This is a genomic window from Cupriavidus cauae (assembly GCF_026210475.1).
Taxonomy (GTDB): domain Bacteria; phylum Pseudomonadota; class Gammaproteobacteria; order Burkholderiales; family Burkholderiaceae; genus Cupriavidus; species Cupriavidus cauae.
Genome location: NZ_CP080293.1, coordinates 1,505,588 through 1,523,102, shown reverse-complemented (window position 1 = coordinate 1,523,102; position 17,515 = coordinate 1,505,588). Strand labels below are relative to the sequence as shown.

The 17,515-nt window shown below is 54.7% G+C and carries 15 protein-coding genes; all 15 read right to left on the bottom strand.

Translation table 11 applies throughout. The features are described 5' to 3' along the window. Nucleotides 1-2: 2 nt before the first annotated feature. Nucleotides 3-1,775 (bottom strand): methyltransferase domain-containing protein, encoded by a 1,773-nt coding sequence (locus KZ686_RS06795; RefSeq protein ID WP_265633297.1) that lies wholly within the window; start codon nucleotides 1,773-1,775, stop codon nucleotides 3-5. Beyond that, a complete protein-coding gene (locus KZ686_RS06790; RefSeq protein ID WP_265633296.1) occupies nucleotides 1,768-3,132 on the bottom strand; it encodes an ABC transporter ATP-binding protein in 1,365 nt (454 codons plus the stop codon). Before KZ686_RS06790 ends, KZ686_RS06795 begins: the two co-directional genes overlap by 8 nt. Continuing rightward, the gene (locus tag KZ686_RS06785) at nucleotides 3,122-3,955 is read right to left on the bottom strand and encodes an ABC transporter permease (RefSeq protein WP_265633295.1); all 834 of its coding nucleotides are present in this window, start codon (nucleotides 3,953-3,955) and stop codon (nucleotides 3,122-3,124) included. The genes KZ686_RS06790 and KZ686_RS06785 overlap by 11 nt, the downstream gene beginning before the upstream one ends. A gap of 1,750 nt (nucleotides 3,956-5,705) precedes the next feature. Further along, nucleotides 5,706-6,773 carry an undecaprenyl/decaprenyl-phosphate alpha-N-acetylglucosaminyl 1-phosphate transferase gene (locus KZ686_RS06780; protein ID WP_265633294.1) on the bottom strand — a complete coding sequence of 356 codons (1,068 nt, stop codon included), beginning with the start codon at nucleotides 6,771-6,773 and terminating at the stop codon, nucleotides 5,706-5,708. Nucleotides 6,774-6,788: 15 nt separating this feature from the next. Continuing rightward, nucleotides 6,789-7,448, bottom strand: a complete 660-nt coding sequence (locus tag KZ686_RS06775; RefSeq protein ID WP_265633293.1) for a glycosyltransferase family protein — start codon at nucleotides 7,446-7,448, stop codon at nucleotides 6,789-6,791. 122 nt (nucleotides 7,449-7,570) lie between these two features. After that, nucleotides 7,571-8,566 carry a glycosyltransferase family 2 protein gene (locus KZ686_RS06770; RefSeq protein ID WP_265633292.1) on the bottom strand — a complete coding sequence of 332 codons (996 nt, stop codon included), beginning with the start codon at nucleotides 8,564-8,566 and terminating at the stop codon, nucleotides 7,571-7,573. A gap of 98 nt (nucleotides 8,567-8,664) precedes the next feature. Then, on the bottom strand, nucleotides 8,665-9,585 hold the full coding sequence (locus tag KZ686_RS06765; protein WP_265633427.1) for an NAD-dependent epimerase/dehydratase family protein: 921 nt from the start codon (nucleotides 9,583-9,585) through the stop codon (nucleotides 8,665-8,667). Nucleotides 9,586-9,602: 17 nt separating this feature from the next. Next, a complete protein-coding gene (locus KZ686_RS06760; RefSeq protein WP_265633291.1) occupies nucleotides 9,603-10,826 on the bottom strand; it encodes a glycosyltransferase family 4 protein in 1,224 nt (407 codons plus the stop codon). After that, the gene (locus KZ686_RS06755; protein WP_265633290.1) at nucleotides 10,823-11,818 is read right to left on the bottom strand and encodes a glycosyltransferase family 2 protein; all 996 of its coding nucleotides are present in this window, start codon (nucleotides 11,816-11,818) and stop codon (nucleotides 10,823-10,825) included. The genes KZ686_RS06760 and KZ686_RS06755 overlap by 4 nt, the downstream gene beginning before the upstream one ends. Before the next feature lie 10 nt (nucleotides 11,819-11,828). Continuing rightward, a complete protein-coding gene (locus KZ686_RS06750) occupies nucleotides 11,829-13,205 on the bottom strand; it encodes a hypothetical protein (RefSeq protein WP_265633289.1) in 1,377 nt (458 codons plus the stop codon). Nucleotides 13,206-13,207: 2 nt separating this feature from the next. Further along, nucleotides 13,208-14,047 (bottom strand): glycosyltransferase family 2 protein, encoded by an 840-nt coding sequence (locus KZ686_RS06745; protein WP_265633288.1) that lies wholly within the window; start codon nucleotides 14,045-14,047, stop codon nucleotides 13,208-13,210. Continuing rightward, nucleotides 14,031-15,272: an ABC transporter ATP-binding protein gene (locus KZ686_RS06740; protein WP_265633287.1), complete on the bottom strand. Its 1,242-nt coding sequence runs from the start codon at nucleotides 15,270-15,272 to the stop codon at nucleotides 14,031-14,033. The genes KZ686_RS06745 and KZ686_RS06740 overlap by 17 nt, the downstream gene beginning before the upstream one ends. Continuing rightward, nucleotides 15,262-16,080, bottom strand: a complete 819-nt coding sequence (locus tag KZ686_RS06735; RefSeq protein WP_265633286.1) for an ABC transporter permease — start codon at nucleotides 16,078-16,080, stop codon at nucleotides 15,262-15,264. Before KZ686_RS06735 ends, KZ686_RS06740 begins: the two co-directional genes overlap by 11 nt. Continuing rightward, on the bottom strand, nucleotides 16,080-16,631 hold the full coding sequence (gene rfbC, locus KZ686_RS06730) for a dTDP-4-dehydrorhamnose 3,5-epimerase (RefSeq protein ID WP_265633285.1): 552 nt from the start codon (nucleotides 16,629-16,631) through the stop codon (nucleotides 16,080-16,082). The genes KZ686_RS06735 and rfbC overlap by 1 nt, the downstream gene beginning before the upstream one ends. After that, the gene (gene rfbA / locus KZ686_RS06725) at nucleotides 16,628-17,506 is read right to left on the bottom strand and encodes a glucose-1-phosphate thymidylyltransferase RfbA (RefSeq protein WP_265633284.1); all 879 of its coding nucleotides are present in this window, start codon (nucleotides 17,504-17,506) and stop codon (nucleotides 16,628-16,630) included. Before rfbA ends, rfbC begins: the two co-directional genes overlap by 4 nt. Nucleotides 17,507-17,515 lie beyond the last annotated feature (9 nt).

Below are 17,515 nucleotides of genomic sequence, written 5' to 3'. Positions count from 1 at the left end.
AATCAGGTTCCGCTTGCGGTAACGGGCACACTGCCGATAGAGATTGTAGCCGACGCCACTACCAGCACGTCCTCGTCGCGCAACAGATACTCGTGCCGCAGCAGACAGAAATCGGAAATCCCCGGATTGATGTCCTTCGAGATTTCATCGATGAAGTCGTACATGAACGTGTAGCCCAGCCGCTTCAGCCGCTCGATATCCTGCAGCGAAGTCCCGGGCTCCGTCCCAACCAGGTGATAGAACAGCGGCGCCCGGCTCTCCACCGCCAGCAACTCGATGAACTCACGCCAGATGGCACGATCGTCGAAATTGACCAGAAAGAGATGCTCGCCGTCGCGCTTGATGCAGTCCGTGAAGTCATCCTGGTAAACCGGGTTCATTGCGCAAAGCACCAGATAGCCGGCGGACATCAGGTAATCGGCAATATGGTGCGGCCGCTGCTTGAAGACCTCATGCCACCCCATGCAGCAAGAGCCCATGACAAAGACCCCCGCGTATTGCCTGTCGCGCAGATACGCGAGCAACTCGTCGGCACGACCGTTCGCACGTACATCCACGCGCGCCACCGCCTGCTCCGTCGGCGCAAAGCTCTGCGCGCGAGACAGGTATGTCCTGGTCCTTTCCAGCGCGACCCGTGGGCCGTATAGCCGCATGTAGTTCAGGAACAGTCCGATATTGCGGCGGTTCGCATTTCGCGCGCAGCGGGCGAGGAACCGTCCGCCGCGATAGACGGTGCGGACACCGCGGTAACGCAACGACCCTTCAGGCAGTACCCGCTTGCGCACAAGGTGCAGTGCCGTGAGGTACTTCCATCCCCTGGTAGCCTTGATGGTCGCCAATTCCCGCGCCACTCCCTGAAGTTCCTGGTCGCGGGTTGCCAGCACATCGCGGATCCGCTGGAGTTCGGTCCGCCCCTCGGCTACCTGCGCGTAAAGCCGGGACGATCGCTTCTTCTCCGCTTCCAGGTCACCCACAAGCCCCAAGATCCGCCTCTCACGTTCACCCACGGCATCGTTCAACTGCGCAATGCTGGCATCGCGCCTGGCGAGTTCCTGCTCCGTATCGAGCAGGCGGTCACGCAGCGCGGTAGCGTGTTCATCGGTGATGCTAAGGTCCTTGAGAACGACCCCGCTATCAGCCAGAAAGCTGGTGCGTGCGTAGACCAGCAGGATTTGAAGGCCCGGCCAGTAGCAGGGTTGATGCCGGCTGGCGTCGATCACGATGGAATGAACGAGCGCGTATTCGCGCGACGGCGCAACGGCCAGGTTCGATGCCTCGAAGGTATGGTGATGCTCGGGATGCCGCTCGAACTCCCGGTACGGCAGAAGCAGGACCACGCATTTGCTGGCCGCCGACATCAAGCGCTGCAATGTCGAATGCGGGTCATGGAAATGCTCCAGGGTATTGGACGAAAAGACGACGTCGTACTGCTGCGATGGCGCGGCCGCCGTTACCCAGTCCTCCACCAGGAATTTGAGTTGCGGGTAAAAGGAAGCGGCCTTCCTGATGGCCGCATCGGAAAAATCAACGCCGGTGACGCTTCCCGCTCCGAAGTAGCCCGCCAGGACGTCGGTGCCATCGCCTTCGGCGCAGCCCCAGTCGCATATCGTCATGCGCTGCGACCGGGCCAGTTGAAGAAACCAAGAGGGCAGATGATCGATGGCCAGCCGCGCGAAATAGCGGGATTGCTGACGCCCCTGGCTTTCGTCCCAATCCGTCTCGAAGCGCAGGTCCCAGTACTGCTTGTCGTTGATCTCGATGTCATCCCTATACACGGGTCAGCTCCTGGGTGATTTCCGGTTGGAACACGCCGAACAGGCGCGCCGCGGCCGAGGACGAGAAGTAATGCGCTCCCTCCAGGTACTCGTAATAGTGAATGGCAGGACTGGCACGGTTCTCGACCGCCGCGACGAGCAGATACCGCCCCGTGACTAGCGGATTGCGGAAGCGGAAGGCAACGCGATAGATGCCGTTGTCCGACTCGAAACGCATGCGCTTCTGGTCGTGCGTGGAAGAGACAATGAGGTCGCTCCCCTTCAGGTCCTTGATCGAGAAAGCCACGCTGAGATCGTCTCTTTCCACGACTTGCGGCGGCCGGAACTCGATGCGCACTTCCATTTCCTCGCCCAGCTCGAAGACATCGGCTCGCTGTCCGTCCTGCCGGTAAATGCCGGCGTTGCGAATACAGCCGATATGCGAGCCCCAGTGCGTGACCGGCTTGGTGTCGTAGCCCTTCTCGGCTTCCGCATGGTCGTGAGGCGACCCGACCGCCGCGCCCAATGTTGCTTCTTCGAGTTCCGCAATGTCTCCCTCGAACAGGTGCGCCATGAAACTGCCCGTCACGGGGAACACATCGCCGTCCATGCGTAGCCTGCCCTCGTCCAGCCAGATGGCGCGGTCGCACAAGGTCCGCACCGAGCCGACATCGTGGCTGACGAAGAGGATCGTCGTACCGTTCTGCTGCAGGGTCTTGATGCGCTTCATGCATTTGGCCTGAAAGCGCACGTCGCCGACGGACAGCGCTTCATCGACGATCAGGATGTCGGGATCGACGTTGATCGCTACGGCGAAGGCGAGGCGGACGTACATGCCGCTGGAGTAAGTCTTGACCGGCTGTTCGATGAAACTGCCGATATCGGCGAAGGACGCGATGTCGTCGAAGCGGGCATCCATTTCGGACCTGGTGAAGCCCTGGATTGCGCCGTTGAGATAGACGTTCTCCCGCCCGGTGAACTCGGGATTGAAGCCGGCGCCCAGCTCCAGCAACGCCGAAACTCGTCCCTGGGTTTCCACGGTGCCCAGTGTTGGGGTCAACGTCCCGCAGATGATCTGCAGCAGCGTGGACTTGCCCGACCCGTTGCGCCCGATCACGCCTACCGTTTCGCCCTTGCGAATCCCAAACGACACATCGTGAAGCGCCCAGAACTCCCGGAAGTAGTCGATGGCGCGCATGCCGACCAGCCGCCTCAACTTTGGCAAGATGAACTGCTTCAAGCGGGCACGCCCGGACTCGTAGATTTCATAGCGCTTCCCCAGACCCATCGCCCGGATGGCGAACGGCCTGGTTTCCGCCGCAATCGTTCGTGACGCCGGACTGTCGATCGCGTCGAGCACTTCGACGTTAGAGGACATCGGCGAACCCCTTGCGCGTCTTCTGGAACCACCAGAAGCCGAGCCACGCAACGGCGATGCTGATTGCGGCATACAGCAGCAGAACCGACCAGTCCGGAGGCTGCCCCAGCACCAGCACCTTTCGGCTCTCTTCGATGATGGAGGTCAGGGGATTGAGCTGCATCCAGAACTGGTATTTGGGCGGTAGCGCGGAGACTGGAAAGAAGACGGGTGACAGGAATAGCAGTACCGTAGCCGCGATGCCCGTGACTTGCGCAACATCCCGGACGAAAACACCAAGGGAGGACAGAAACCAGGCGAATCCCATCGATCCGAGCGCGAGCGGTAGTGCCACCAGGGGATAGTAGACCGCGGTCCATGGGAACGCTCGATTGATCAGGAGCTGCGCGACCAGCAGGACCAGCAGCCCGATCAAGGAGTGGAACAGCGATGCGCAGAACGCGACCAGCGGCAGGATCTCGAGCGGGAACACCACTTTCTTGACGTAGTTGATGTTCGAGGTGATGACGCTCGGTGACCGTGTAATGCACTCGGCGAACAAGCCGTGCACAATCATGCCCACAAACAGCATGATGGCGAAGTCACCTTTGCTTTGGGCGTCCACCGCCGATCCCCAACGCGCATTGAACACTTCCGAGAATACGAAGGTATATACCGCGAGCATCAGCACTGGGTTGAAGAATGACCATGCCAAGCCCATCACGGAGCCCTTGTAGCGGCCAAGGACCTCGCGTTTGGTCATCTGCAGGATCAGATCGCGGTTCCGGTACAGGCCGCGGAGAAGGTGAAGCGGGCTTGTGGCGTTTGAAACGTGTGGATTCATGCGGCGCTCCCCCTATTCGCGACGTCCCTCCGGCGCTCGGCCGCTGCTCAGCCGCTACGCCAGTCCAGGGCGCATGTCATCAGTGCGGAATCCGCCAGCCAACTGCGATACGTGTCATCCGCGCTTGGCCTTGGTTGGGCAGCACCAACCACACGTACACTGTGAACTTGCTATGGAGATTGGCCGAAATCGCTGGCTTCGATTCTCGTTGGAAGAACAATGTTGGCCCATCCGCCAAAGGTGGGAAACGATGCACCAACATTGCGCCGGCGGATGCGATGCATTCCCCCTCTTTCAGGTGCTTGCCCCGCGGAACTCGACCGATGGTGTGCGCGCGCTAGGATGCTGCCAACTTGGACGATCGATCGTTCGATATGAGCTATACCAGCGTTAGCCCGATGGGATTTCGACGCCCTAACCTTTCCCGCTTGCGGTTTCCCCCCAGACTGGCAGTAGAGCTTGTGGCGCCTTGTAGCAACTTGGGCTCCGCCATCGGCCGCCGACCTAGCTCTCCAAGAATACCATTGCTTGAACGCCGCCCTTCTTAGTGCTACGTGGATACGTCATCAGATCACAAGCCAGGCTTGCCGTCGCTGAAGCGCAAATGCTTCACGGACGTTGCGTGGTAAAGAGCGGCCTTACCGATCGAGTCATTGCGTGTCTACGAGCTTCGGGGCGCGCCTGCTGCGTACCGGCATGCTGTTCTTGGCGAAATTCAGACGATGATGGCTGTGCGCGGCGCCGGCCAAGGTGTGCGCAGTACGCCGCGATTGCACCCCAAGAGCGTTCGCGGTACCGTGCTGGCGAAACCAGTGCGATGACGATCGGGCTCCCGCTGTGGGGTTGTCGCGTGGTGCGATGCGTCGAGTTGGCATGAGCGTCCAGCAACCTCGCACGGCGCGAGTCGACAATGCAAACCCTTAGGCTGTGGGACGCTACGAGCTGCTTCGAACTAGAACCTGGTAATGAGCGACCGTGCGCGCTCCGCGCAGCGCGCCGCCGTCCACAAGGTGGTGTTTGCCTACCGTCCTCGGGATTTGACGGTTATCCGAAGCAGCGTTGGATCCGTGTCTGGTCGGCGTCCCTTTCCGACTGGCACCTGGCTATTGGCCGCGACGGCAAATGTGCAATCAACTGATAGCGCCGCGAGATTCACTTCGTCGGAAGGGCGGTTGCTACAAGCCGGCCAGAACCCGTCCGAAAACGTGTATCGGCGAGGCTCGTTGCTTTTGCTCTTCACCCGTTATGGGGATTGTAACTGCTCTTGTCCACGGTGATCCCGTTCCGGCTACCGGTGGCGACAACAAACCGTGAGACGGAGCTCGAATTAGTAGATGGTAAAGCGACGGCGGCCCTCGTACCCCAACCATATCGAGATGTTCGCCAACTCAATTTGAGGGTGTAGCATACGTGGACCGCACAGCTTGCGATGCGCAACACGTCAAGACTTCGCGGATCACTTGATCTGCGAATCATCGCCGAAATGTGATTTCGCCATTTAGCGGCACCGGGACCCACGAATCCCCTTGGTTGTATCATAAACGTCGGCATAAGCCCCATTCTGCGGGCCACATTTTCGCAAGGCGACAACTGCACTGCTGCAAGCGACAATGGCGGAAGCTGTGCGTCGCTAGTCAATATTTATTGCTTCAAGCGACGCGTACCCTGGGTACGAGAGACGCTGCGGGGTTCGGCCCTTCGGCACAAACGAGCCAACAACTGAACTCCACCGGCGCCAATGGCACAGCCGTCACCGCCGCAACATCTTGCGACAGACCCGAATCAGTCGCCACGCATTCCGCATAAATAGCAAATGCGTTAGTGCGATGAAGAGAAATAGAGCAAACAACAATTGCTGCGAGGCACCCAATTTCCACCCGATTATCCCGATTGCGCCCATCAGCGCATTGCACATGAGTATCAGCCAGACAATACAGTTAGGGGTGAGATTTAGCCGCAATAGCATATGATGCAGGTGAGTGCGGTCCGCCGATAGTGGATTCTTTCCTTTAAGAGTCCGGCGCATCACGACCGCCAGTAGGTCTATCAAGATGAATCCCAAAATCCAAAGCATAACCACTGGCGGCACGCCGGCCTTTAGGTTATAGCGATCCTGCGACAACTCAACCGAAAACCAAACTATCGCAAATCCGAGCATGAGGCTTCCGGCATCACCAAGGAATACCTTGGCGCCACGCCGCAATGGATTTCGCGTGTTGAATATCAGAAAGCCAAGCAGCGCGCCTACAAAGATCACGCAAATACGCTGAGCAGGTAAGTTACCGACCTCTCCAGCCAGATAGGCGAACCACCCAAAAGCAATAAGCGCAAGCCCACCGCAAAGACCATCGAGTCCATCGCACATATTCATTGCATTGACGACAGATACAACAGCGAATAATGTTAGCGGAATTCCCCAGTTCCCCAAAACTATCTCACGGTGCCCAAGCAGATCTCCTAAGGATATAAGATAGACGCCGCCCCAAGAGGTCATGAGGATCGCTGCCACTAGCTGCATCACCAGCTTTGTAACAGGCGACAGATTCTGTAGATCATCGGCCACCCCAATGATGGCCAGCAAAGTCAATCCTCCTAATAGAGCAGAGTAATATCCCTGTCGCTGCAAGAACAAAAGCATGCAAACCCAAATAGCGAGTGTAATGGCGATACCACCGATTAACGGTACATTCCCTTCATGGCGTTTACGAAAATCAGGTCTATCGATAAGGCCGATACGGACCGCAAGCGGACGAAGTGCAAAAACTAACATCACACAAAAGAGGAAGGCCGCCGCGGGAACCCAGAAAAATTGGAACATGATGAGGTCGCGTACCTACATTCTATGGCTTATGCGGAATCGCCAGTAGACAAACGATGTCAACAATTTTGCGAGACTGCTCACATGCCATAAAAAAAAGCGAAAGTTCCGATGACTATCGCGCCGGGCGTCATGGATAACGACACCTGCACATACCCAAGTCACACAACGGCGCAATAAATGGATACGGAGACAGATATCGATGTCTTCGCAATAAAGCCGATAGCGGCTATCAAATCCACCGACCAGGCGAAACGTTTCAGCATCAAACATGAGACACATGCCTGCCAGCCAATCCACTTCGATGGCATGCGGCACATCGGCTGAATAATCAAGCAAGAACTTACCCAGAATCCAGCGTTGTGCGAGACGCCAAACGGAAGGCACGCGGCGTGCATTATCCTCGAAATTGCCGGAAGGATTGATCACACGTGGACCCGCTACACCCGGATGACGAAGCACCTGCTCCATTAATATAATAAAGCCGTTAGCGTCAATCTGGATATCGGGATTAAGGACGCAAAAAAAACGCGTTTTGCATAGTGCGAAAGCGGCGTTGTGATTTTCTGCGAAACCCTTCTGCTTCCGGTTGCACACGCTTATCACGTCGAAATGCTCAGTTGGTCGAACCGCACACGGGACCTCCTGGGTATTGTAAGTGACAATCACCGTCATCGGAACCCACTCCGCGTGCTCACGCAGAGTTAGGAGAAGAGTCCTTACCAATTCCCCTTGCCCGTGGCTCACAATAGATACTGTCAAAGACTTTTCTGCCATAACCATAGGCATACAATCAACTACGGTCGGAATAGATCGCGTACGGATTCTGCGATTCCGCTCGAAAAGCGCTGGTACCCGCCAGTTCGATGCTCTGCCATAACAGCCAACGCACGCGCCATCGAGTTTCTTGGAAACCGAATCCTTCGTTGGAGGTGCTCTATCGCCCCGTCGACAAGATACAGCTTGTCCGGTGCGATCACTCCATACTTCATTAGTCGCCCCCGGAGAGCACGAAGTCTCCGGAGACGGGTTGCCAAATACAGATGTCTGTCGGTGCGAATTAATTTCTTGATTCCGCGCACGTACCTAAGGAATTCCGTTGGAGGCACACCAATAACATTTCGATCGTGCTGCCGATAGTCAGCTAGGAGCCGTGGCAGGGTGGCAATTTTTGCAAAGGCAGCCGCACAAACTCCAATCCATTCGTCGTGCAGCCAGTCCTCCGGGAAAGGTAGCGCAATAGAAAGCAACTCTCGTCGAAACGCACTCGACATGCCGGTTACCACGTTGCGCCGACACAGCACCTCAAACATCTTATCACCACGCAGAAGCTCCAATTCCGAACGGCTCAGTCTCATCGCCTCAAACATCGTCCGTCCCAACGGCGCGCCGTTCCCATCTACGAGGCGAACATCAGCATGAGCAAGCATCGTGTCGCGGTTTGTCGCCAGACACGCCGCGAGCACCTCAATCTTGTCGTCATGCCATACGTCGTCTTGATCGGCTAGAAAAATCAAGTCGGTGCGGAGCAACATTACGGCCTGCTCGAAGTTGCGAGCTACGCCAAGGCTTTCCGCGTTACGCCGAAGGATGACATCAATGCCGTAAATAGAACGAGCCTGTTTCGCCCATTGATTCAGAGCGCACCACGTGCCGTCAGTTGAACCGTCGTCGCAGACGACCACTTGGTCCGGCATCTGCGTCTGTCTTGTGATCGAGTCCAGTTGAGCGGAAAGATAGACTCCGGCGTTGTATGTACACATCGCAACACCGCATGTCATTCGTGAATTCATGCGCATTCCGATAAACAGATGCCTACGCAAATGTATGGCAATATGACTCGTTCAATTACGTGATGATTTTCGTTACGAACGCGAGTGAACATATCGCCTCAGCGAACACATTGCTGGTCGAACCAAGCTGCTGTTCGCCGCAGTCCGACGAGAAAATCCGTAGTTGGTGCCCAGCCTAATTCTTTCTCGGCACGACGAACATCCAAAATGCTGATGGGTACGTCCACTGTACGCCCTGGTCTCCAAGCCACCTCTATTGGCCTAGCCAAGACGACTTCTATTGCGCGAATCACGTCCCGTATAGACCGTCCTTCACCGCTGCCAATATTGAATATCCTCTCTTCGCCATCGTGCAACGCCGCCCGGATAAAAGCCTGGACGACGTCCTCGATGTACACATAGTCGCGCACTACACTGCCATCTCCCCATACCTCCACCGGATCGCCTGCGAGAGCTCGGGCCAAAAAAGCACTAATTACACCCTGGCTCTTAGTGGCAAGCTGATACGGGCCAAACGGGTTGGCCACGCGAAGCACACGATAATCCAAGCCATATAGATGACGATACAAAGATAGATATTTCTCAATGGCCAGTTTCGATATGCCGTACGCTGTAATAGGATACGTTTCGGCCGCTTCAGAAGTTGGAACCTGCTGTGGAATGCCATAAACGGTGCCACCCGAAGATGCAAACACGATGCGCTTAACTCCCTCGGCACGGCAGGCCTCCAAAAGGTGCAAAGTACTGACCACATTTGCCTGCAAATCAGCGACCTTATCGACGTTCGCACTCGACGGTGTAGACGCATTGAGAAGGTGGAAGACTGTATCGCACCCGGCGATCGCACTAGGGATTGATGTCGCGTCGCAAAAATCAGCAGGATACCAGTCCACCCCCTTGACTGCGGCGGGAAATGCTTGACGCCGTCCATACGCGCGAACATAGTCGGCCCTCCCTCGTAACGCTAGGGTGAGATTTGTGCCAATGAACCCACCGGCGCCCAAAATTACGCAACGCATGGACTCCAGAGACCTCATTATCCAAGCTCCTTCAAGACCTCAGCGACACGAATAGCTTCTTTCCTCCAGTCTGTCGCAGCCACGGTGCGCAACCCGGCTTCGCGCAAACGCTTCCTTTCTGTTGGAGATTGCAATACATCTACAAGGGCGGCGGCTAGCCGATCAACCGTCGGTGGGGCCAATCGAGCATTTTCAGGATTCAGCATCCATTCAACCCAAGGGCCGGTATTACTGATAACCGGTGTACCACATGCCATCAGCTCGAGCGGCAGCAAGGAAAGATTCGAAAACGACAACACGAGCGCAGCATCGCATTGGCTATAGAGGTCTGCAAGCTCGGGCACCGGAACCAAACCAGCGTTCAAATGTTCGAACGGAATGGCATAGCTAGATACGTCCCACCCAGCAAAAATAACTTTTACGTCGGGAAGACGCTTCACCACCTCGTCCAAAACCAATAGACCCAACTCGAATGCACGTCGTTGTGTTGGAGGCCTAGCATAGAAGAAGACGTGCCGGCACTCTGGCCGTCGGCGCGGTAACGGTTTGTAGAGCTCCCGATCATATGAAAATCCTATCGCATGGGTCGTCATCCCATACTCGCGAGCCAGCTTCTCGGCAAGCCAACCCCCAGCTGTTAGGCCCACGAAACCAAACCGGTACGATTCCTCCGCTAAAGCACTTTCAGAACCTGCGGCATAAAACGAAGGCTCGAAGTCCTGAACGAAATAGCAACGATAATTGGTATGCGGGAAGGCCCGTACGTAATATGCCGTTTGCCACGCAGTCGCAATGGAAATATGGGCAGCCGGTACGTTCTCCATGCCAATGTAAACCTGGGCTTTCAGAGGAAAGAAATGTTTATTAATTTGAGCGGCAACAAAATCGGCAGAAGTGGGAGTGGGATCGCCCACGATCACGATGCGACAATCATAACCCAACTCCTCTAAATTGCGGACGAATCTAAAAATGTTCAAATGGCCACCTGAGCCAATGCCAAATGGGGGTATTACCCAATTTACGGTGTTCTTCGCTACCCCGAGCGGTTTGGAGATCGGCGCGGCCACCGGTTGTCGGACAAATGAATAAAATGAAAGCACATCTATCTTAGAAGGCGTTCCTTGACGTTCGATACGACTTAGCACCTTGTGCTTTACCAATCGCGCGAGTGCACCGACCCCATAGGAGCGACCGTAGCGCACGGCAGTTTTTAAGCGAGCGATATTTCTATGCAGCGTCACTTGGACTCCCTTGTACCGGTATTAAGAAGACCCAACAGCATGCGCTTATCTCTCGAAAGCCTTGTCCGCAAGGAGTTGGGCAGAGAATCGCCCCGCGCGCCCAAATAGTGGCCTAGTAATCGCATCAGATGATCCCATGGCATTCCTACCACGGCTCGGAAGTTGGTCCGCCAAAGGTTGTGCTGCTGAGCGTAGCCCAGGTCGCGAAGCGTCAACGCGCACCATGAGCGCAACATGGCTCTCGGTCCCGAACACAGCTTGTAGCCAAACAGCCTCCGAAAGGCATAGCTTTCGTCGAAGCTCCGCTGCAAGCGTTCAAACCAGGCATAATCATGTGAGTGCTCTACCACAGCATCTTTCGCATAGCCTTTCTTGTAACCAGCTTCTATGATTTTCTGTGCCCACATCTGGTCCTCGGCAAAGTCAACGTCCGGGTACGGAATAGACTCCCACACGCTGCGACGAATTAGGGCGTTATTGTCCGAAAAGAAATGGAGGTACTGGCGGTAGCCCTCATCTCGATCGTATCGTTCGCGATCGTCGATTTGAACTACATTGGCCGCTTCAAAGCCAGCGAAATGCATCGTCAATTCAGCCGCAGTAAACGGGCTTGCATTCGGATACGCCACATGACGACCAAAGACGCCGGCAATGTGGGGGTCCGAATCGGCTACTGCGACCAAGTTGGCGAGCCATTTATTGGACGCAGGCCTAGCGTCATGGGTGAGCAAAACTGCATATTCGCCCGTTGTTCTTGCCACACCGAGATTTCTTGTACGGCCGTGGCCAAACTCAGACGGTAGGATTTCGAGAAGGCGCAAACGCGCATCGCTAAGGCGACGCAAGTACTCTACGGTGCCATCTCGAGAGCCAGAATCAATCACCAGGATTTCGTAGTCGAAGCCGACATCCTGCATGCGAACCGCGTCCAATACTGACTTAAAAACCGGACCAGGATTCTTCGTTGGAATAATTACCGATGCCTTGATCATCGAAGAGAGCTCATAGATTTGTACGTCGATCCCATCGTGCTTTGATGGCTCTGAACGGTGCGGTGATCCGCCAACTAAAACTTTGCGTAAGGGTATCGATTTTGAGGCAAAGGCCGGCATTATCCGCCCTAAGCCGTTGATTCTCTTCTTTGAGCTCGTTTAATTGGCCGTGATACGCTTCCGCACGCTGCGCCATGTCATTTGTCCGATTCGTCAGTTCTGCCTCGAGCCTAGCCACATCGCGTTCAAGTTCACGGCAGCGGCTCTCCAGTTCCCCACCATGTCGTCCAAGCTCAGCACAGCGTTGCGTGGACTGGGCAAAGGCCTCGCGCAATTCCACTTCGGTGGCACGCGCGCGCACCACAACTGCGGTGTGTCGCTCGAGAATCGCTTTAACGGTACGCTGCCATATAGGCTCCAACGAAATGGACGACATGGACGTGTCCAAGACGCTAAGTACGCGCTCGAGATTGGTCTCTAGATCGAAGCAGCATTTGGCATAGTCGGAGAGCGACTGAACGGCGATTTTTGCCTGTTCGAATCCCCCCACCCATTCGTCCACGAGATCGGATGCTGTCAATCGCCGCATATCCGAACGGCCGGAGAAATTGTGCCAGGCCGCCGCGCTGACATTTTCCGGTGACAGCCATCCCGGCCCACCGAAGTGGTCATAGCAGTAAACGGGAATATGCATGGCAAGACAATACTGAACAGTCTTGCCAATCGTCACCACCGCGTCATACTTGGTGAGGATTTCCGGTTCAATTCGCACCGATGTCCCACCATGGCCAAAATGGTCTACTTCGACGCCTCGCTCTCGCGCCATGCTCATCGCCTCGACGACTTCCCTTGGCGGGTGGTTGGATACAATAGCCAACCGGCTTAGTGCATCCTTCGATCGGGATGCCGAGGGGGGCATGAGCCAGAATCGGAGCGGTGCTGCATTCGGAAATATCGTCATTCGGTCGGCGAGTGCCGGGTATGCGGAGCGAAAATACTCCGCATTCTCGTCCGAATTTACCAGATAGAGAGTAACACCTGCCACCGGGATCGGCGGACACTCAAGGGGCTCATAATGTGACAACGATGAGAAAACCACTTGCGACGCACGTATCCCGAACTTAAAAAATAGGGCATAGTAGGTCAAGGCGTGATGCACCCAAGCGAGATCATACTCGTGCATCACCGCAGGAGGTTGGCTTAAGTTCAGTAATTCACAGCCAATATTTTGAGCAGTTCGTGCAACATCGCCACCAATTTCGAATGACGCAATGGTGACGGCTATCCCACGGGCGCGCAATGATTCTGCAAGCTCCAGAGTAGCAATCTCGGAGCCTGCAAGGTCGGAAAAACGAGAGTTTCCCAGAAGCACACGATTAAGCTTCATGGTCAAAACGCTGTTACAGCATGGCGGAACAACTTATCACCCCAATGAAAAAGCGGACGACCAAAATCGGACTGCACATGAACGGCTTTACCTCGGCGGCCCTCCCATTTTCTTCCATAGGGCTCATAGGGGAAATGCCGAATATAGTATGAGCATGTATCTTCCCAGTGTTTTACGGATAAACTTTTCCCATAATGTTGACAGTAGAAACGAGTCAGCACCAGGCCATCCACTGAGGGCTCCCGCGCGTCCAATCCTTGATAGACCGCGCCCGCATTGTTACGCCACAACATGAGTATATCTCGTCTCTCTGGACCGAAATGTTTCCGAAAATTGAATAGCCGGTCTCCAGCTCCAAATGCTTTACAGTCATCGGGCGTCATATAGGCGTCGAAAAGCTGCACTCGAATGCCTTTGCAATCGGGTGGAATATCATCGCGCAATACGCGCCGAATAGCACCAACGTAACGTTCGTCCGCGTCCGCACATAGGCACCATTCAAAATCGTGTAAAAGCTGCGCAAATCGAAGCAATAGGCCGCGATGGCGAGTTTCCGCGAGCAGCCTCTCTTCTACTGCGGGCTTCCATGAGTCATTACAAATTACCCCTGTTACTGCCGGATGGCCTAAAAGAATGCTGCGGGTGTCATCCTCGCTAGCATCATCATAGGCGACGATATAGTCGGCAATATCTGCCAAGTGATTGAGAGTATCTTGCAAGATCAGAGATTCATTCCGTACGCGCAGCAAAGCAACAACAAAACCACGAGGGCGGCGTTCGCCCGTAATCTTGCTGACAAAGCGTTCATCCCGGCCCAGTGTCCAATTACCATGACCACTCATGCTCGCACCTAATAAATCCGCTTGCAACGGGAAGCCCCTTGGAGCTGTACCGATTCTCGACGCGAAAGACGTGACAGTGGTCGCGGCGGTCATACGAGAACATCGCGTCAAGGTCGGAAATCACTATAGACACCATATATGTGCCAGGCGTGAACCGATGATCTCGGATCGTGACAGAGATTTTGTCCTTAGGTTCGGTAAGGAAAATATCGTCTCGAAGTGTATTGAGGACAGTTACAAGGTTGCCGAGGTTGTCGTTGAAAATCAGTCCGACGCCGTAGCCAGGTACAGCGCGGTGAAAGCCGAGGTCCAGTTCAAAAGTAATATCGTCACCCATCTCAAATACATCCCCGGAGATATTCGAGCTCCTTATCTCGATAGACTTCTCGAGCGGATGGCATTCATTATCCGATGTCGACTCAATAACGTTTGGTGACGCCCTGACCATCTCCCGTTGCAACTCATCATCGATCTCGCGTTGATACTCTTCACAGATCGAAAGACGTTCGCCCATCGCGCGTACCTTACCCTTGTCGAGCCAAATTGCTGTCTCACAAAAATTTCGGACAGCCGGCAACGAATGCGATACAAAGAGGATTGACGTACCCCGCTCACGGATCTCTTTCATCCGGGTAATCGACTTCTCTTGGAATGCCAGATCGCCAACACTCAACGCCTCGTCTACAATCAGCAGGTCGGGTGTCGCATGCACAGCGACAGAGAACGCAAGTCGAGCAAACATCCCACTTGAGTATGTTTTGACCGGCTGGTCGATAAAGGCGTGAACACCGGAAAAATCGACGATCTTTTTATAGCATGCATCAATCTCCTCCTTTTCCATTCCAAGGAGCATGCCGTTCAAATAAACGTTATCTCTCCCGGAGAACTCGGGATTAAAGCCCGCGCCCAACTCCAGTAGGGCAGCGACACGCCCGGTAGTACGAACAGTACCTGTTGTCGGCGCCAACGTACCGCAGATAATTTGCAACAGCGTCGATTTCCCTGCGCCATTCCGACCTATGATACCGACGGTCTCGCCTTTAGCGATGGAAAACGACACCTCCTTCAGTGCCCAAAACTCTCTAAAATAGTGACGCGGTGCCATGCTGAGCCCACGTCGAATTCTAGGGAGGAAAAACTGCTTCAGTCGATCACGAGGAGTTTCGTAGATTTGGTAGCTTTTACTCAGGGTTTCCACCTGAATCGTGGCGTTGTCAGAGGACATCGGAGAAGCCTTTTCTCGTTCTTTGGAACCATGCAAAGCCCAGCCACCCGACTGCAGCACCCGATACCGCCAATATGCCGAGGTTATGCCACTGAGGCGCTTGACCCCACATCATGACGTTGCGCGCCTGCTCTACGATACCCGACAGCGGGTTGATATATAGAACGCGCTGAAATTGCTCAGGTAGCACTGAGATCGGGTAGAAAATTGGCGTCAAAAACATCAAGACCGATGTGAGAATGCTGGTGATATGCGTTACGTCCCGCAAGTACACGCCAAGCGATGCCAGAAACCAAGAAATCCCTAAGGTGAAAAATGCCAGCGGTAGCAGCACTAATGGTAAGTATAAGATCGTGGCGCTCGGCATGCCTACAATTGCAATGTAGAAAACTATCCAGACGACAAAGCTAATTGCCGCATGAAAACAGGCAGCGCCAAAAGCAACAACGGGAAGAATCTCGAGCGGAAAGATAACCTTCTTCACGTAGTTCGCGTTGCCAACGATCAAACTTGGCGCCTTACTTACGCATTCAGCGAACACCGTAAAAATCATTAGGCCGGAAAATAGCACTAGAGCGAATTCACCTTTTGATTCGCTTCCACCACTCCATCTCGCTTTAAAAACGACGCTGAACACGAAAGTGTAAACAGCAAGCATCAACAACGGGTGAAAAAGCGACCAAAGTATTCCGAGCATTGAGCCTCGGTAGCGACCCATTATTTCGCGGCGAATAAGGTTACCAATTAGGTGCCTATTTCGCCAAATAGTAGCGAAGACCTCGCGGGGCACGACAGAGAACTTCTGCATCAGGCGAAGACCTCGGCGGCGTTAAGAGGAACACCTAGGCTGTCCTTCTCCGACACGATCGGATCTTTGATACCGCACCAATCGATGGCAAGATCCGGGTCATCCCAGACGATACATCGCTCGTGTTCGGGCGCCCAGTAATCCGTAGTCTTGTACAGAAAATCGGCAAACTCAGTCAGCACCAGGAAGCCATGAGCGAATCCTTCCGGAATCCACAATTGGCGCTTGTTCTCCGCCGAGAGATGCACTGCAACCCATTTACCGAAGTTCGGAGAACTGCGCCGGATGTCCACGGCAACATCAAGCACCTCGCCGCAGGTCACGCGTACCAACTTGCCCTGGGGCCGTCTGACTTGATAGTGCAACCCACGGAGTACATTGCGCGAAGACCGGGAATGATTGTCCTGAACGAATGTACGTTCAATGCCAGTGGCCTTAGTGAAGCTGGCCGCGTTAAAGCTTTCAAAAAAAAACCCTCGATTGTCACCGAAGACCTTTGGCTCGAGGATGAGCACCTCTGGAAGCACTGTCGGTAGGCTGCGTAGGCTCACTTAACTGACTCCGAAATGATCTGCTGAAGATATTTTCCGTAGCCGTTTTTCGCTAGGGGAGCCGCGAGTGCGGCTACGGTCTCAGCGTCAATCCAATTGTTGCGATATGCAATCTCTTCTGGACAGGCAACGATTAAACCCTGACGCTTCTGAAGCGTGGCAATAAACATGGCCGCATCAAGAAGCGAGTCGTGCGTGCCGGTATCCAGCCACGCGTACCCTCGACCCATTATTTCCACGTTGAGTCGAGACATCGAGAGATAAGCCTTATTGACGTCTGTTATCTCCAGTTCGCCGCGAGCTGAGGGTTGGATGTCGGCAGCAATATCGCATACTTGATTATCATAGAAGTACAATCCTGTTACTGCGTAATGCGAGCGGGGCTTAGCGGGTTTCTCCTCTAACGAAACAGCCCGAAAATCGTCATCGAACTCTACGACTCCGTAGCGCTCCGGATCCTGGACGTGGTACGCAAAAACGGTGGCACCCTGTTCTACATTTGACGCACGGTGAAGCTGACTAACCAGATCGTGTCCATAAAAAATATTGTCACCTAGGATCAGCGCCGATGGATCTCTTCCTACGAAGTTTTTCCCGATAGTGAACGCTTGCGCGAGGCCGTCTGGCGAGGGCTGCACCGCATACTGGATATTGATCCCCCAGTTCCTCCCATCGCCCAGCATTTCAGAGAAGCGAGGAGTATCGTCGGGCGTGGAAATAATCAAGATGTCCCGCATTCCTGCCAGCATCAGCGTCGACAGGGGATAGTAGATCATCGGCTTGTCGTATACTGGCAGCAACTGCTTTGAGACAGACCGCGTGATAGGATAGAGACGCGTGCCGGATCCTCCGGCAAGGATAATGCCTTTACGCATAGTGATTTG

Coding starts and splice junctions, on each gene's coding strand:
- KZ686_RS06790 (WP_265633296.1), bottom strand. CDS start 3,132: ATGTCCTCTAACGTCGAAGTGCTCGACGCGATCGACAGTCCGGCGTCA.
- KZ686_RS06785 (WP_265633295.1), bottom strand. CDS start 3,955: ATGAATCCACACGTTTCAAACGCCACAAGCCCGCTTCACCTTCTCCGC.
- KZ686_RS06780 (WP_265633294.1), bottom strand. CDS start 6,773: ATGTTCCAATTTTTCTGGGTTCCCGCGGCGGCCTTCCTCTTTTGTGTG.
- KZ686_RS06775 (WP_265633293.1), bottom strand. CDS start 7,448: ATGACGGTGATTGTCACTTACAATACCCAGGAGGTCCCGTGTGCGGTT.
- KZ686_RS06770 (WP_265633292.1), bottom strand. CDS start 8,566: ATGAATTCACGAATGACATGCGGTGTTGCGATGTGTACATACAACGCC.
- KZ686_RS06765 (WP_265633427.1), bottom strand. CDS start 9,585: ATGCGTTGCGTAATTTTGGGCGCCGGTGGGTTCATTGGCACAAATCTC.
- KZ686_RS06755 (WP_265633290.1), bottom strand. CDS start 11,818: ATGATCAAGGCATCGGTAATTATTCCAACGAAGAATCCTGGTCCGGTT.
- KZ686_RS06750 (WP_265633289.1), bottom strand. CDS start 13,205: ATGAAGCTTAATCGTGTGCTTCTGGGAAACTCTCGTTTTTCCGACCTT.
- KZ686_RS06745 (WP_265633288.1), bottom strand. CDS start 14,047: ATGAGTGGTCATGGTAATTGGACACTGGGCCGGGATGAACGCTTTGTC.
- KZ686_RS06740 (WP_265633287.1), bottom strand. CDS start 15,272: ATGTCCTCTGACAACGCCACGATTCAGGTGGAAACCCTGAGTAAAAGC.
- KZ686_RS06735 (WP_265633286.1), bottom strand. CDS start 16,080: ATGCAGAAGTTCTCTGTCGTGCCCCGCGAGGTCTTCGCTACTATTTGG.
- rfbA (WP_265633284.1), bottom strand. CDS start 17,506: ATGCGTAAAGGCATTATCCTTGCCGGAGGATCCGGCACGCGTCTCTAT.